Raw genomic sequence first — 14,895 nt, 5'->3', positions numbered from 1 at the left:
CAGGGCGCAAGAGAGGACACATTCATGACGTCATGGTTGGGGCGCATCGGGTTTGCGCTGCTGATACTCGTGCTGGCCGCGTTCATCGCGCTCGCCACCTGGGAGCCCTTCTGGGCCAAGCGCGACGGCGTGGCCCTGTCGGACGAGACCTACACCGCCGAGATCATCCGCGACGAATTCGGCGTGCCGCACATCTACGGCGAGCGCGACCGCGACGTGGCCTATGGCGTGGCGATCGCCCATGCGGAGGACGATTTCAGCACCCTGCAGGACGTGATCGCGATGGCGCGCGGGCGCTACGGCGCGATTGCCGGGCAGGACGGCGCGGCAATCGACTATGTCTACCACTTGCTCGATGCGCGCGGCACCGCGGAGAGCGAGTATCCCAAGCTGCCCGCCGATACACAGGCGCTGTTCGAAGCCTACGCAACCGGTCTCAACGACTACGCCGCGCAGCACCCGGGCGAGCTGAAGCTCGGCAATCTCTTCCCGGTCGAAGGCAAGGATGTCGCCGCCGGCTTCGCGCTGCGCCAACCGTTCTTCTTCGGCCTCAACGGGGTGATCGAACCGCTGGTGACAGGCGGCGACCTGCGACGCGAATTCGGGCCCGACATTCCCGGTTTCCCGCGCGAAGGCTCGTCCGACACCGCGCTCCAGCCGGCAGAAGATGCCGCAGAAGATGCAGAAAAGGAAAGCCTCGCCTACTCGCCCTTCGGCCGCGATGGCGCGCACAATGGCTCCAACGCCTTTGCCGTGACGCCCGAACGATCCGGCGGACCGACCACGCTTATCTCCAACAGCCACCAGCCGCTGCGCGGCGGGGTCGCGTGGTACGAATTCAGCGTGGAAAGCGAAGAAGGCTGGCACTTCACTGGGGCGAATTTCCCCGGCTCGCCCTTCCCCTTCCTCGGCCACAACCGCACGCTCGGCTGGACCAACACGGTCAACATGCCCGACATGGTCGACGTCTACGAGCTCGAGCTGGATGAGAGCGGCACGCGCTATCGCTTTGCCGACGAGTGGCGCGATCTGGAAACGCGCACCGTGACCCTGCCCGTGCGCTTTGGCCCCGTGGTCCTGCCGATCCGCCGCGAGATCCACCGCAGCGTCCACGGCCCGGTGATCAAGAACGACAAGGGCGCCTTTGCCTTCCGCTATGGCGGGATCGGCAATCTCGGCCAACTCGACGCCTATTACCGGCTCAACAAGGCGACCAATCTGGAAGAATGGGAAGCCGTGCTCTCCCGCATGGATATTCCCTCGACCAACTTCATCTACGCCGACGCCGAGGGCAACATCGCCTATGTCTACAACGCAGCGATCCCCGACCGGCCGGAAGGGGCCAACTGGCGCGGCGTCCTCGACGGGTCGGACCCTGCTCTCCTGACCGACGGCCCGGTCGAATACGAAGAGCTGCCCCGCTACGTGAACCCGGCGAGCGGCTGGCTCTACAACGCCAACAACACGCCGTTTACCGCAGCAGGCGAAGGCAGCGACCTCGCACCGGAAGACTTCGCGCCCGAACTTGGCGTTGAACTCAAGCAGACCAACCGCTCGCGCATGGCCTGGAAGCTGCTGAGCGAGGCCGGCCAGCTCGACCGCGCCGCGCTGGAGCGGGTCAAGTATGACACCGGATACATGCGCGCAGGTTACATCGCGGACCTCTGGGACGGGCTTGAAGCGCTCGACTTGTCCGAGCGTCCTGACTTGGCCCCGGCGCGCGATCTCCTGATCGAATGGGACTTCACTGCCGACAATATCGGGCCGGCCGACAGCCTCGCCCTGCTGATCATCCGCGAGTTCATGTCCTGCCGCTACCAGAACAAGGGCTGCCCGACCGTGCTCGAAGAGCTGGAGAAAGCCGTGACCCACCTCGACACGCATTTCGGCCGCCTCGACGTTCCGATGAGCGAGCTGCTGCGCCTGCGCCAGGGCGATGTCGACCTGCCGCTCGATGGCGGCTCCGACACCCTGCGCGCCTCGACCCTGTGGCACGTTCATGATGACGGCCGCCTCGCGCTGCGCCATGGCGACAGTTTCATCCAGTGGGTCGAATGGATGCCGGGCGAACGCGTTACCTCGCGCTCGATCCAGCCCTTCGGCGCGGCGACCACCCGGCCCCGCTCGCCGCACTACACCGACCAGATGCAGCTGTTCGTCGAGAAGCGGCTGAAACCCGTCCATTTCTGGCGCGAGGACGTCCTTGCAAACGCCCAGACCCGCAAAACGGTGACGAACCGCCGCTGAGGCGATAGCGTCCCGTCCGACACATCCATCGAATCGACTATCGAGGTACCATGCGCAAACAGCATTTCCTGACCGCCAGCGCCTTTGCCCTAGCCCTTGGGCTGGGGGTCACCGTTACCGCTCCGACCATTGCCCAGGCGCAGGCCGCGGCGGCCGATGAGGTCAAGCCCGCAGAGCTCACCGCGCTGGTCGACGAAGTCGATATTCCCTACGAGAAGTTCACGCTCGACAACGGCCTCGACGTCATCGTCCATACCGATCGCAAGGCGCCCATCGTGGCCGTGGCCGTGTGGTACAATGTCGGTTCGAAGGACGAGCCGGAAGGCAAGTCGGGCTTTGCCCACCTGTTCGAACACCTGATGTTCAACGGCTCGGAAAACGCACCCAACGACTATTTCCAGTACCTGCAGGAAATGGGCGCGACCGATTACAACGGCACCACCAATTTCGACCGCACCAACTACTTCCAGACCGTTCCGCGCCCGGCGCTGGAACGCGCGCTGTGGCTGGAAAGCGACCGCATGGGCTACTTGCTGGGTGCCGTCACGCAGGAGAAGCTCGATAACCAGCGCGGCGTGGTGCAGAACGAAAAGCGTCAGGGCGACAACCAGCCCGGCGGCCTGATCTTCTACGAGATCATCAACACGCTCTTCCCGGCACCCCACCCCTACGACCACTCGCCGATCGGTTCGATGGCCGACCTCGACAGCGCGAGCATGGACGATGTGCGCGGCTGGTTCCGTGACAAGTACGGCCCGAACAACGCCACCATCGTGCTGGCCGGCGATGTCAGTGCCGAAGAAGCCCGCCCGCTGGTCGAGAAGTACTTCGGCCCCATCGCTCGCGGCCCGGTGAACAACCCGGCCGAAGCGGAGATCACCGAGCTTGCCGAAGATGTTCGCACCGTGATGCGCGACCAGGTCGCGGCCACCAGCATCAACAAGTACTGGACCGCGCCGGGCATTACCGACCGTGAACTTATCGCGCTGGACATCGGCGCGCAGATCCTCGGCGGCCTGTCCTCGAGCCGCCTCGACAACGCGCTGGTGCGCGATGAAGGGCTGGCCGTCAGCGTTTCGGGCGGCAACTTTGCCTTCCAGCGCGTCGGTATCCTCACCGTTTCCGCGACCGCAGCGCCGGACGCCGATCCGGCCGTGGTCGAACAGCGCCTCAACGAACTCGTCGCGCAGTTCATCGCCGAAGGCCCGACCGAAGACGAAGTACGCCGCGCCGCCACCAGCAGCGTAGCCGACACCATCCGCGGCCTCGAACAGGTCGGTGGATTCGGCGGCAAGGCCGTGACGCTCGCGCAGGGAGAGGTCCTGGCCGACGCGCCGGACTTCTACGCCAAGCAGTTCGAAGTCCTCTCCTCGCTCACCCCGGCTGATGTCCAGGCGGCAATGCAGCGCTGGCTGACCCGTCCGTCGATGACGCTGGTCCTTGAACCGGGCGAGCGCGACAGCGATTACGAAGAAGCCGCAAGCGTGGCCGCCGAAGCCGATGATGCCGTAGCCGATCCCGCCGCAAGTGAGCTCACCGTCACCAAGGTGCGCCCGGCCCCGCCGATTGAATCGGTCGCGGAACTCGACTTCCCCGATGTCGAACGCACCACTCTCGCCAACGGCATGACGCTGCATTACGCCAACCGCACGGCAATCCCGGCGACCTATGTGACGCTGTCGTTCAACGCCGGCAGCGCCGCCGATCCGGCCGACAAGCGCGGCCTTGAAAGCCTCGCGCTGCGCCTGTTCGAAGAAGGCACCACGACCAAGAGCTCGCGCGTCATCGCCGAGACCAGCGAACGCCTTGGTGCGGACATTTCGCTGGGTGGCGGCGCCGACCGGTCGACCTTCACCCTGTCGGCGCTTTCGGCCAACCTCGTACCTTCGCTCGAGCTGATGTCCGACATGGTCCGCAACCCGGCCTTCGCCCCGGCGGAGATCGAGCGCGTGCGTGCCCAGCAGGTCACCAGCGTCCAGCAGGCGATGCGCACCCCTGCCTCGATTGCAGCCCGCACGGCCGCCCCGCTGATCTACGGCGCGGACAGCCCCTATGCGGGTCCGGGCGATGGCACGGTGGCCTCGCTTGGCGCCATCACGCGTGAGGACATCACAGGGTTCAAGAACCGCTGGATCCGCCCCGACAACGGCGAAGTGTTCGTCGTCTCCGACCGTCCGCTGGAAGAGGTCGCTGCTGCGCTCAACGAAGTGTTCGGCGACTGGCAGGCTCCGGCCGTTGCCAAGGGCGAAAAGACCTTTGCCAGCGCCGCGGCCTCTTCGGATGAAGGCAGCCGCATCGTGCTGGTCAACCGGCCCAACTCGCCGCAGAGCTACATCTACGGCGGCCAGCTGACCCCGGCTGATGCGCGCGACGAGACCTATGTCGACTTCCTCAACGCCAACAACGCGCTGGGCGGCAACTTCCTCGCTCGCCTCAACATGAACCTGCGCGAAAGCAAAGGCTGGAGCTACGGCGTACGCGGCGCTCCGCTGACCAACGAGAACGCGGTTGCCTACACCGTGCGCGCACCGGTCCAGGCCGACCGCACGGGCGATGCGCTGGCCGAGCTGATCCGCGAGACGGGCGAGTTCCTCAGCACCAACGGCGTGAACGAGGAGGAAATCACCCGCATCGTCACCGCCGAGATCGGAGAGCTTCCGGGCCAGTTCGAAACCTCGGGCGCGATCCTGCGCGCGATGCAGAACAACGCGCTCTACGGCCGTCCCGACAACTATTACGAGCTGCTGGCCGATCGCTACCGTGCGCAGACGCAGGCCAGCCTCGATGCCGCTGCACGCGCCACCATCGATCCGGACGGTTTCGTCTGGGTGGTTGTGGGCGATGCCGAGGTGGTCGCACCCCAGCTTGAGCAGCTCGGCCTCCCGGTCGAGCAGGTCGAGATGGGCTCAACCGAGTAATTGACATTCATGTCAGCAACGCCGAAGGAACGGCAATCTTACCCCTAGCCAAAGAGAGGAATACCCATGTCCGTAGCAGGTACCTATGACACCGTCGTGAAGAGCCCGATGGGCGACCAGAAGGGCACCCTCACTGTCGTGCCGAGCGATGACGGCAGCAGCTTCACCGGCTCGATGGCCGGCGGCATGGGCTCGATGGACATCACCGACGGTTCGGTCGATGGCGACACCATCAACTGGAAGATGGACATGACCGTCCCGATGCCGATGACCCTCAACTGCACCGCCACCGTCAATGGCGACCAGCTGACCGGCACCGTCAACGCCGGTGCGTTCGGCGACATGGCCCTGACCGGCCAGCGCCAGGGCTAAGCGGTCCTACACGTTACACGAAGGGCGTCGGGAGCGATCCCGGCGCCCTTTTTGCGTCCGCTGGTGGAGGCCTCAGTGAGAATAGGGCCAGACGATATTGAAGATGGTCATGACGATAAAGACGCCCACGAATATCCGCCAGTCCCAGCGACGTTTCGCATCGGGAGGATCGTTTCGCCGGATCAGCCAAATCGTGAGAAAAATGAGTACGGCGGCCACGGCTGCGTGGGCGATGTCGAGATGGGTCATGGGTTCCTCTCCTCAATTCTCGCCGAGTCTGCCGTCAAGCTACCAAAAACGGTAGTCTTTTCTTTCGAGTGCTTCGTGATAGCTTTGCTCTTGCATGCCGAGTCGTTTCGGCGAGCGAGACGGCCCGGATCGTGCACGCTGACACGATGGAGAGGGACTGTTCGCCATGAGAAAGCTGCTTTCGAAAACCGCCCTGCTGGCCGCCGCAACCGCCATGACGGCGACCCCGGTGCTGGCTGAAAAGGCCAACCAGCTGGTCGACATCAACGGCATGTATGGCCGCGACGGTGAACGCGCGCTGCGCGATCGCGGGTTCTCCCACGTGTCCACGCACAAGAACAACATGGGCTACGTCTACAGCTATTGGTGGGACGAGCGCGACGATGATTGCGTCAATGTCGAGGTCTACGACGGCCGCATCATGACGATCAACGATGCCTCCGACCAGGATTGCGGCCATCACAAGGGCGGCGGTGCGGGCGCTGCGGTCGGCATTGCGGCGGGCGCCGCCATCCTCGGCGCCCTGCTGAGCCACAAGTCGCATCACCATGACAATGGCCGGCATCACGACGACCGTGACGACGAGCGAGCCTATGAGCGCGGCTACAACGACGGGCTCCACAACGTCGCCTATCACAATTACGACCGCTCCACGCCCTATCACAACGGCTACACTGCCGGCGTCCAGCAGAGGGCTGCGAACACCGGCTACCACCAGGGCCACGGCGGCTACTACCAGGCGGCACAGTACCGTGACCTCCAGGGCGTCCGCGCAAGAAGCGGCATGGACACCCTTGAGCGCCGCGGCTTCCGGCAGGTCGACAACTTCACCAGCGGGAACACGCGCTATTCGATCCAGTACGATCGCACCGGACGCCAGTGCATCCAGGTGACAATCGCCGATGGCCGGTTCTACGACCTGCGCGACATCGGTCGCCATCCGCAGTGCCGCTGAGGGGAAAGGTCATGAACCCCCTTGCGAAAACCGCCTGCTGCGTTTCGGTGCTGGCCCTCGCCGCCTGCTCTGGCGCGGCGGAGGATTCCAGCGGCAGCGAAGCGCCTGTCGAAGAGCTCGCCGTGATACCGGAAACGCTCGCCCCCTTCGGAGACGGCTATCCCGCGTCCGGCGATCCCTGTCGGCGTCTCGGCGAAAGCGCTGCAACGTCGAACTACCTCGACGACAGCGCCATGCTGATCGGCTGTCCTACCGAAGCGTCAGCCGAAGCGCTGGGTGGAGAGATCGTCGACAACATCGACGGGGTGCGCCTTGTCAGCGTGCCGATGGGCGACGCCAATGTTGGAATGGCTCCAACGGCCGAGGAAGACGCGCTGGTGGCCGGCACCGATTACAACGCCACCACCATGCTCCCCTGCGGCTTCGACGGCAGTCCGCCCGAGGGCACGTGCGAGGCCGGCGTTAAGCGCAACTGGGGCGAAGATGGCACCCACCTCGTCGAAGTAACCAAGCCAGACGGCATGAAGCGCGCGTTGTTCTTTACCGGCACCACGCCGACCAGCGCCGACAGCGCGCAGGCGGACGGATCGGCCGGGTGGGACTTCACCACCAGCCGCGAGGGCGATCAGGTGACGATCAGCTTCGGACCGGAAACCTATGTGGTCGTCGACGCGCTGATCGAAGGCGGATGACCGGCGCGCAGCGCCGCCTCTCCCTTGGTGCGCTGCTGGCTTTGTGGGCGGCAGCGCCGCTGGGCGCACAGGAAGCTCCGCCTCCCGGCCCGGACTGGGACTTCGTCGCCTTCGAAGTGAAGAGCTGGGGAGCGCCGGTTTCATCCTGGCGCATGACACCCGATGGCGGAGGCAGCTGGACCGAGGCGCTTCGCGACGACGGCGCGCCCTTCAACCGGCCGCCCTCACTCGCCTGGCACACGATCAAGCCCGCGGCGGCCAACTACACGGCGCTCCAGGCGATCTTGCGCAAGCTGCCCCAAGTCGCCCCTGATTACGATGACTGCCAGAACCGCATGACCGATGCCGCCTATGGCACCATCCGGCTTACCAAGGGAGCGACGACTACCGAGATCGCTTGGAACGACGGGTGTTTCGACGCGGATTACCGCGCCTTCCTGTCGGTCCTCAAAGAGGCCGATACGCATGTTGCGGCACTCGGGAAGGCGGCGCCGATTGCGCGGGTCGATCCGCCAAACGGAAACTGACGCCTAGCGCTTCCAGATCGCGTACAGGATCGCCGCGTTGATGGCGGGCGCGAGCACGGCCGTCAGCCAACCGCCAAAGCCAAGCCGGTCGGCGATGATCGTCCACGGAAGGCCCAGCGGCATCAGAAAGACGCCTGAGAGGGGGTCCCTCTCCTGTCCGAACCAGCCGAAGGTTCCGACGGCCAGGAGAAACAGGGCGACGGCGTAGAGGCCGACGAAGACGAAAAAGGCCCATTTCATGGCGAACGCTCCCTTCCAAGCGACAAGGCTAGGACCTTTCCGCCAAAACGCAAAGGGGCCGCCGGATCGCTCCGGCGGCCCCTTATGTGTCGGGAACAAGCCCCCGCTTACATCGTCGCGCTGGCGATGATCTGTTCGACCTTGGGAAGGTCGCGTTCGAAGAAATAGGTTTCCGGCGCCACGAAGGTCACCAGCTGCAGCTGGCCGCCGACGATCGCACCGATGCCCATGCCCTTGCGCTTGAGGGGGCTGCCTTCGACCGCGTAGTCATAGGTGAAGCGCACGGCGGGGTGGCCGGCCAGCTGGGCGGGTTCGACCGAGGTCATGTTGAAGACCGAGGTATTGAGCGCCAGGCGGGTCGAGCTTTCCACGAACTCGGGGATCTCGGTGAGGTCCATCGAGGACGAGAACTTGGGCAGCGGGCGCTCCTTCTTGTTCGCGTCGCGGAACAGCGTCTTGCCGCTGGGCAAGTTCGACACGAAGTAAAGCTCGTTCAGCGAAGTCCCGTCGAGCGTCCAGATCTCGCTGGTCTTGATAGGGCGCACGCTCCAGCGGTTCCAGTCTTCGCCCGGCGTCACATAGAGGCTGCCCTTGGCGACCTTCACGGATTCGCCCTGTTCCATGAGCTTCCACCCGGCAATGGCCGGCGTGACAGGCGCGGTGACGAGCGCGAAGCCCAGCAGTGCTGCGATCAGTTTTTTCATTGGATCCCTCCGGAAATCATCGAAATCATTGCGTGGTCCGCGGCTTCGGGCGCGCGGACGAGATACTCTTCAAGGTCGGCTTTCGCCGCGGCCGGCTGGCCGAGCTTTTTCAGGGCGAGGCCACGGCCGCGCCACAGTTCGGGCAGGTCACCGCCTGCCGCGATGGCTGCGCTGTAATGCGATACAGCGGCCTCCAGCGCTTCGGGCGTGCCCTTCCGGCGCGCCAGCTCGCCGCGACCAAATTCGAGCCAGGGCGTTGAGCCGTTGGCGTTGATCATGGAATCGAGCAGGTAGGTGCTCGCCCCGTCATCGTTCATCTTGAGCTGGTCGTCGAGGAATACCGGCCACCAGTTGCGCATGGCCCGCTGGTATTCGGCAAGGCCTGTCTGGCCCGGCGTTCCGGGTGTCCCGGCAGCCGCTTCGCGCAGGTAGTCGATACGCTGCTGGTTGGCCGGGTGGGTATCGAACATGCCCGCCTTGGCCTTGCGCTTCTTCTTCTTCCCGCGAGCGAGGCGCGTTGCGTCCTCTTCGTTGATCAGCTGCTGCCACAGCACCGCGGCCTCGCTGGTGTCGTATCCAGCCGCATCGAGCAGCGCGAGCCCGCCGAGATCGGCTTCCTGCTCCTGCTCGCGCGAGAACTTGAAGATCGATCCGGCGATCGCGATCGAGGCGATCAGGCCGATGCCGGTAAAGGCAAGCCAGGCTGCCGTATTCGACTTCTCCTTGGCCTCGCGGAACAGCTTCACCCCGTGGCGTTGGCGGAAATGCGCGTATTCATGCGCCAGGACGGTGGCCAGCTGGGCTTCGTTCTGGGTGCGCAGCAGCAGCCCCGACCAGACCTGCATGACGCCGTTGGGCGCCATGGTCGCGTTGAAGTGTGGCGTGTGCGAGATGTAGAGCCGGATGTTCTGGCACTCCGCCTCGCCCACCATCTTGCAAAGGACGGAGCGCACATAGGCGTTGAGCTCAGGATCATGAATGACCTGGCGCGAGGATTTCAGATCGCGCTCATACTCATCCATGCGCAGCCACAGGCCGCGCTCCAGATCGTCCTGCGGCTGGTAGAGTTCGGGCAGCGGATCGGCGGCAGCAACCGCATCGGCAACAGCCGTGTCGCTTGCGGCGGCGGCAAGTGGCTGAAGAGCCATCGCCGCTGCACCTGCTGCGAGGCAAAGCTTGCGCATGGTCAGATTACCCCTGACAGGCGGCTCTCGGCCTACTCGGCCACGCCGCTAGCGCCGTCTGCTTCCTGGCGTTCGGGGAAGCCTTCCATCAGCTGGCGCACGCGCTTTTCCGCACCATCGAGCTCGCGCGGGTCGCCGCCCATCGAGAGGTCGGTGTTGAACCACACGATGTTGCCGGTCTCCAGGTTCACGAGACCCGCATAGCCAACGTGAACGCCCGCCTTCACGATCACGCAGGCACCGATGAGGCAGCCCAGCATGCCGACGGCCTGCGCGGCCTTGCGGCCGGCATCGCCATAGGCGTCGTAGGTAAAGACGAACATGGCGTAATCCGCGCCGGTCGCTTCCTTGAGCTGTGCGGCGCCCGGGCCGAGCGTCCAGTCGAGCGACGGGAAGGTGCGCTCCCGCACGCGACCGTTGTTGTTGTGCATCCGGCGCACTTCCTTGGTCTTCAGCGTGTCGCCCTGCGTAACGTGCTGGAAGACAGCGCCGGAAACCGTTTCGAACAGCGCGCGGTATTCAGTCAGCAGCTCTGCATCCTCGCCTTCGAGTTCATCGACAAAGGTGACATTGGCGTTGAGCTGGCCGGCTCGCGCTTCGAGCTGCTGCTGGATGTTGGCGCGGGCCTGTTCGGTCCACTCGGCGTTGGGCTCGTCCATACCGCCGACCTTCATCGAACCGACGCTCACGTCGGGGCGGAAGACCACGATGTTCATCTGGCCATCGGCCGGGAAAGTGAAGCCTTCGCGCGTCATCGAACCGGCGCTGGCCGGAACCGACGTGACAGCAAGACTCGCGCAAGCAACCGCCGCAAGAGCGGCGCGGAAAGTTTTGGCAGGCATATTTGCGACCCCCTTATAGTATCCCTGTGCGCCATTTATTCGAAAGACTGATGCAGCTCAATTCGGATTTGGAGTGCGAAAATTCGAAAATCGCGAATGCGGCAATTCTGACACAGTAAAGCTGGGCCTCCATGAAGAAAGGGCCCCGGATCGCTCCGGAGCCCCTCGATTTTCTTCGCAGGCGCAAAAGATCAGCGGACCACGTCCATTTCCTCGATGAGGTTTTGCGCGCCGTCGACCTTGTCCATCACCCACAGCATGTAGCGGGTGTCGACATGGATGGTGCGCGTGGTGCGCGGGTCGAAATCCCAGTCCGAGTTCACGCTTTCGAATGTGCCGTCGAACAGCAGGCCAACGAGTTCGGCACGGCCGTTGAGAGTGGCGGAGCCGCTGTTGCCGCCCGTGCTGTCAAGGTCGGAGAGGAAGTTCACCGGCACCGTGCCAAGGCTTTCGAGCGCGTAGCTGCCGTAATCCTTCTCGCGGATTTCCTTCAGCTGCGCTTCGGGCGCGTTGAACGGATCTTCGCCCGTGTCCTTTTCGAGGATGCCCTCCAACGTGGTGAACGGCAGGTAGGCCATGCCGTCCTTGGGCGAACCGCCCAGCACCGTGCCATAGGTCACGCGAAGCGTGCTGTTGGCGTCCGGATAGGTCGCCAGCCCCTGCTCGCGCTGCCAGCCGGTGATCGCTTCCATATAGGCGGGGCGAAGTGCCAGGCCGCGGCCGGACCGCTCCTCGCTCGCCTCCTCCAACTCGCGCTCGTAATCGTAGAGCGCGATGGCGAGCTTCATGAAGGGATCATCGCTCGCTTCGAGATCGGCAACGCTCGCGTCCATCAGGCCAAGGCGCGTGTCGCTGTCACCCAGCGCGGTGCCGGCGTAATAGCCATCCACCAGCGCTTCGAGCTGCTTGGCATCGTCTACGCCCGTCAGGCCCAGGGCCTCATCGAAGACTGTCACGCGCTCGGCTTCGGGCTGCGCAAGGTATCCGGCGAGGAACAGCAGCCACTCGGCCTTGTCGACGCTGGCGTCGTAGCGGCGGTCGAGCGCCTGCAGGCCCTGGCGGAAGAACGCCATGTCGCGTTCCTGGTACCCGCTTTCACGCTGCGCGTTGGGCTTTTCCTTCTCCTTGGCGAGACGGTAGAGACGCTGCGCTGCGCTCAGCAATTGCGGGCGGGTTGCGTTATTGTACCAGAAGTTGGTGCGCGAGGCGGTGGCGCTTTCTTCCGACAGCACGTCCAGCGCGGCAATCGCCTCGCCATAGGCCGCGCGCGAAGCATCAGCGGCGATCCACGCATCGAGCGCCTCTTCGCGGGCCGCGCGGCGGTTCACCAGGCCGACCCGGCGCGCGCCATCGATCTGGCCCCGCAGGTTCTTCTCGAAGTTGTTGAGGCCAGCGAGGCGCGATTCGTACTTCACCCGCGCGTCGGACCCTTCAGGCGCCGCCGCCTCGATCGTGTCGATCCAGTCGTTGATCAGCGTAACGAAGGTCGGATAGCTCCACTCGAAGGTGTTCTTCACTTCGCCGAGACGCGTGTAACGATTGGTCGAGCCGGGATAGCCCGCCGCCATGACGAAATCGCCATCCTCGAGACCGGCGGCGCTGACCTTGAGGTGATGTTCGGGACGGTAGGGTACGTTATCTTCCGAATACTCCGCCGACGATCCGTCCGGGCCGACATAAGCGCGGTAGAAGGCGAAATCGCCCGTGTGGCGCGGCCACATCCAGTTATCGATATCGCCGCCGTACTTCCCGATGGCGTCCGCCGGGGCGTAGACGAGGCGCACGTCCTTCACCTCGAGCCGCTTGATCAGCGTGTAATCCTTGCCGCCATAGAAGCTGCCGACGAGACAACGGTAACCCGCCTCGGCCTCGCATTCGGCGGTGATGTCCTTCACCCGCTGGTCGACCGTGTCGTAGCGCTCGGAAGGGGAGAGGCCGTCGAGCCCGTCGCGCACCCGCGCGGTGACGTCGGTGATCTCGGTCGTGACATAGACGCGCGAACCGGGGGCTGCGGGCAGCTCCTCGCCCTTGGTCTTCGCCAGGAAGCCGTTGACGAGGTAGTTGTTCTCGGCGGTCGAGTTGTACTGCACCGAACCGCGCGCGCAGTGGTGGTTGGTGACGACAAGGCCTTCACCCGAGACGAAGCTTCCCGAGCAACCCTGGAGTTGCACGATGGCGCCCATCGGAAAACCCGTGAGATCGGAAAGCGCTTCGGGCGAAACTTCGAGTCCCGTCTGACGCAGATCGTCGGCAATCTCGGGAAGCTGGCCGGGGGTGAACATCCCCTCCTTGGCAGCCAGTGGGGCGGATGCGGCGCAGGCGAGCAGCGCTGCGACGGTGGTTATCTTGCGCATGGATGCGACTCCTCTCTCGATGGTCGGGCGGCCGCAAACTGTTATGCCCACCCGAATATGCGTTTCGTGGGCCGGTATCTTAGCCCAGCTTGTCTTTCAGGATCTGGTTGACGACTGCGGGGTTGGCCTTGCCCTGCATGGCCTTCATCGTCTGGCCGACGAAGAAGCCGAACAGCTTGTCCTTGCCGCCGCGGTATTCCTCGACCTTGTCGCCGTTCTTGGCGATGATGTCGTCGATGGCCGCTTCGATCGCGCCGGTGTCGGACACCTGCTTGAGGCCGCGTTCGTCGGCGATTTTCTCCGGTTCGCCGCCTTCCTTGAGGACGATTTCGTAGATTTCCTTGGCCTGGCCGCCGGAAATCTCGCCCTTGTCCTGCATGGCAAGGATGCTGGCCTGCGCTTCGGCAGTGGCGTTGGCCATGTCGGCCTCGTCGCCGAGCGACTTGGCGACGCCCGGAGCAACCGAGAGCGCCCAGTTGGCAACCTGCGTCGCGACCTTGGCTTCGGGTTTGCCGATCTTGGCGGCGGCGGCCGCAAGCAGCGTCTCGAAGCGCGCGAAGGTTTCGACCTCGGCGGTCAGTTCGCGCGCGTTGTAGGGAGTAAGGCCCAGCTCGTTTTCATAGCGAGCGCGCTTGGCATCGGGTAGCTCGGGCAGCGATGCGCGGCATTCCTCGAGGAACGAGTCCTCAAGTTCCAGCGGCAGCAGATCGGGATCGGGGAAGTAGCGATAATCATGCGCGTCTTCCTTCGAGCGCATGGTCCGCGTGGTGCCGGTGTTCGGATCGAACAGGCGCGTTTCCTGGTCCACCGTGCCGCCGTTTTCGAGCACGTCGACCTGACGGTTCGCCTCGTATTCGATGACCTGCATGACGAAGCGCACCGAGTTCACATTCTTCGTCTCGGTCCGCGTGCCGAATTCCTCGCCCGGCTTGCGCACGGAGACATTGACGTCGGCGCGCATCGAGCCCTCTTCCATATTGCCGTCGCACGAGCCGACATAGCGCAGGATCGAGCGCAGCTTGCGAACGTAAGCTCCAGCTTCGGCCGGCGAGCGCATGTCCGGCTTGGACACGATTTCCATCAGCGCCACGCCCGAGCGGTTGAGGTCGACATAGGACATGGTCGGATGCTGGTCGTGCATCAGCTTGCCCGCGTCCTGCTCGACATGGATGCGCTCGATGCCGATGACCTTGTCTTCGCCGATCCCGGCCTTCTCGTCGGCCTCGATCAGCAGCTGCCCTTCGCCCACGATCGGGTGGTAGAGCTGGCTGATCTGGTAGCCTTGCGGCAGGTCGGCATAGAAGTAGTTCTTGCGGTCGAACCGGCTGTATTTGTTGATCTCGGCCTCGATCGCCATGCCGGTGCGCACCGCCTGGCGGATGCATTCCCGGTTGGGCACGGGCAGCATGCCGGGCATCGCCGCATCGACGAGGCTGACCTGCGTGTTCGGCTCTGCGCCGAAAGCGGTCGAAGCGCCCGAAAACAGCTTGGCGTTGGAGGTGACCTGCGCGTGGACTTCGAGGCCGATCACGACCTCCCATTCGCCCGTTGCGCCCTGGATGCGGTAAGTGCTGATCGTCATGCGGCTCCAATATGCCGAGTAGTCTGCTA

Annotated in this window: 13 protein-coding genes; 6 read left to right on the top strand and 7 right to left on the bottom strand. The window is 64.5% G+C overall.

The genetic code is table 11. The features are described from left to right. The first annotated feature begins 24 nt into the window (after positions 1–24). From KUV82_RS04570 to KUV82_RS04560, 3 genes are all read left to right on the top strand, one after another. Positions 25–2,247, top strand: a complete 2,223-nt coding sequence (locus KUV82_RS04570) for a penicillin acylase family protein (RefSeq protein WP_219955707.1) — start codon at positions 25–27, stop codon at positions 2,245–2,247. Between the two features lie 50 nt (positions 2,248–2,297). Continuing rightward, positions 2,298–5,165: a M16 family metallopeptidase gene (locus KUV82_RS04565; RefSeq protein ID WP_219955706.1), complete on the top strand. Its 2,868-nt coding sequence runs from the start codon at positions 2,298–2,300 to the stop codon at positions 5,163–5,165. Positions 5,166–5,231: 66 nt separating this feature from the next. After that, complete coding sequence (locus tag KUV82_RS04560) at positions 5,232–5,537, top strand: hypothetical protein (RefSeq protein WP_219955705.1); 306 nt, start codon at positions 5,232–5,234, stop codon at positions 5,535–5,537. 72 nt (positions 5,538–5,609) lie between these two features. On the opposite strand, the gene KUV82_RS04555 is transcribed toward KUV82_RS04560, so the two are convergent. Further along, the gene (locus KUV82_RS04555; RefSeq protein WP_219955704.1) at positions 5,610–5,786 is read right to left on the bottom strand and encodes a hypothetical protein; all 177 of its coding nucleotides are present in this window, start codon (positions 5,784–5,786) and stop codon (positions 5,610–5,612) included. A 166-nt stretch (positions 5,787–5,952) separates the two neighbouring features. Between KUV82_RS04555 and KUV82_RS04550 the strand changes: the two genes are divergently transcribed. The 3 genes from KUV82_RS04550 to KUV82_RS04540 are packed head-to-tail and all read left to right on the top strand — an operon-like array spanning position 5,953 to position 7,960. Next, a complete protein-coding gene (locus tag KUV82_RS04550) occupies positions 5,953–6,741 on the top strand; it encodes a hypothetical protein (protein ID WP_219955703.1) in 789 nt (262 codons plus the stop codon). A gap of 11 nt (positions 6,742–6,752) precedes the next feature. Next, complete coding sequence (locus tag KUV82_RS04545; protein ID WP_219955702.1) at positions 6,753–7,433, top strand: hypothetical protein; 681 nt, start codon at positions 6,753–6,755, stop codon at positions 7,431–7,433. Further along, the gene (locus KUV82_RS04540; protein WP_219955701.1) at positions 7,430–7,960 is read left to right on the top strand and encodes a hypothetical protein; all 531 of its coding nucleotides are present in this window, start codon (positions 7,430–7,432) and stop codon (positions 7,958–7,960) included. Before KUV82_RS04545 ends, KUV82_RS04540 begins: the two co-directional genes overlap by 4 nt. Before the next feature lie 3 nt (positions 7,961–7,963). Here KUV82_RS04540 and KUV82_RS04535 read toward each other — a convergent pair whose 3' ends face one another. From KUV82_RS04535 to gatB, 6 genes are all read right to left on the bottom strand, one after another. Then, positions 7,964–8,200, bottom strand: a complete 237-nt coding sequence (locus KUV82_RS04535) for a hypothetical protein (protein WP_219955700.1) — start codon at positions 8,198–8,200, stop codon at positions 7,964–7,966. A gap of 107 nt (positions 8,201–8,307) precedes the next feature. Continuing rightward, the gene (locus KUV82_RS04530) at positions 8,308–8,904 is read right to left on the bottom strand and encodes a hypothetical protein (RefSeq protein ID WP_219955699.1); all 597 of its coding nucleotides are present in this window, start codon (positions 8,902–8,904) and stop codon (positions 8,308–8,310) included. Continuing rightward, positions 8,901–10,088 carry a M48 family metallopeptidase gene (locus KUV82_RS04525; RefSeq protein WP_219955698.1) on the bottom strand — a complete coding sequence of 396 codons (1,188 nt, stop codon included), beginning with the start codon at positions 10,086–10,088 and terminating at the stop codon, positions 8,901–8,903. The genes KUV82_RS04530 and KUV82_RS04525 overlap by 4 nt, the downstream gene beginning before the upstream one ends. 32 nt (positions 10,089–10,120) lie before the next feature. Then, a complete protein-coding gene (locus KUV82_RS04520) occupies positions 10,121–10,930 on the bottom strand; it encodes a hypothetical protein (protein ID WP_219955697.1) in 810 nt (269 codons plus the stop codon). Between the two features lie 191 nt (positions 10,931–11,121). Further along, positions 11,122–13,284, bottom strand: a complete 2,163-nt coding sequence (locus tag KUV82_RS04515) for a S46 family peptidase (RefSeq protein WP_219955696.1) — start codon at positions 13,282–13,284, stop codon at positions 11,122–11,124. Positions 13,285–13,363: 79 nt separating this feature from the next. Continuing rightward, positions 13,364–14,866, bottom strand: coding sequence for an Asp-tRNA(Asn)/Glu-tRNA(Gln) amidotransferase subunit GatB (gatB, locus tag KUV82_RS04510; RefSeq protein WP_219955695.1), 1,503 nt, complete (start codon positions 14,864–14,866; stop codon positions 13,364–13,366). Positions 14,867–14,895: the final 29 nt, after the last annotated feature.

Source organism: Qipengyuania flava (assembly GCF_019448255.1).
Taxonomy (GTDB): Bacteria; Pseudomonadota; Alphaproteobacteria; order Sphingomonadales; family Sphingomonadaceae; genus Qipengyuania; species Qipengyuania flava_A.
Note: the sequence above shows the minus strand (reverse complement) of the source record. Positions and strands in the feature narration are given on the sequence as shown.

What these genes read in the sequence shown, in the direction of transcription:
- KUV82_RS04515 (WP_219955696.1), bottom strand. Translation starts at nt 13,284, where the DNA reads ATGCGCAAGATAACCACCGTCGCAGCGCTGCTCGCCTGCGCCGCATCC.
- KUV82_RS04565 (WP_219955706.1), top strand. Translation starts at nt 2,298, where the DNA reads ATGCGCAAACAGCATTTCCTGACCGCCAGCGCCTTTGCCCTAGCCCTT.
- KUV82_RS04530 (WP_219955699.1), bottom strand. Translation starts at nt 8,904, where the DNA reads ATGAAAAAACTGATCGCAGCACTGCTGGGCTTCGCGCTCGTCACCGCG.
- KUV82_RS04570 (WP_219955707.1), top strand. Translation starts at nt 25, where the DNA reads ATGACGTCATGGTTGGGGCGCATCGGGTTTGCGCTGCTGATACTCGTG.
- KUV82_RS04525 (WP_219955698.1), bottom strand. Translation starts at nt 10,088, where the DNA reads ATGCGCAAGCTTTGCCTCGCAGCAGGTGCAGCGGCGATGGCTCTTCAG.
- KUV82_RS04535 (WP_219955700.1), bottom strand. Translation starts at nt 8,200, where the DNA reads ATGAAATGGGCCTTTTTCGTCTTCGTCGGCCTCTACGCCGTCGCCCTG.
- gatB (WP_219955695.1), bottom strand. Translation starts at nt 14,866, where the DNA reads ATGACGATCAGCACTTACCGCATCCAGGGCGCAACGGGCGAATGGGAG.
- KUV82_RS04540 (WP_219955701.1), top strand. Translation starts at nt 7,430, where the DNA reads ATGACCGGCGCGCAGCGCCGCCTCTCCCTTGGTGCGCTGCTGGCTTTG.
- KUV82_RS04555 (WP_219955704.1), bottom strand. Translation starts at nt 5,786, where the DNA reads ATGACCCATCTCGACATCGCCCACGCAGCCGTGGCCGCCGTACTCATT.
- KUV82_RS04560 (WP_219955705.1), top strand. Translation starts at nt 5,232, where the DNA reads ATGTCCGTAGCAGGTACCTATGACACCGTCGTGAAGAGCCCGATGGGC.
- KUV82_RS04545 (WP_219955702.1), top strand. Translation starts at nt 6,753, where the DNA reads ATGAACCCCCTTGCGAAAACCGCCTGCTGCGTTTCGGTGCTGGCCCTC.
- KUV82_RS04520 (WP_219955697.1), bottom strand. Translation starts at nt 10,930, where the DNA reads ATGCCTGCCAAAACTTTCCGCGCCGCTCTTGCGGCGGTTGCTTGCGCG.
- KUV82_RS04550 (WP_219955703.1), top strand. Translation starts at nt 5,953, where the DNA reads ATGAGAAAGCTGCTTTCGAAAACCGCCCTGCTGGCCGCCGCAACCGCC.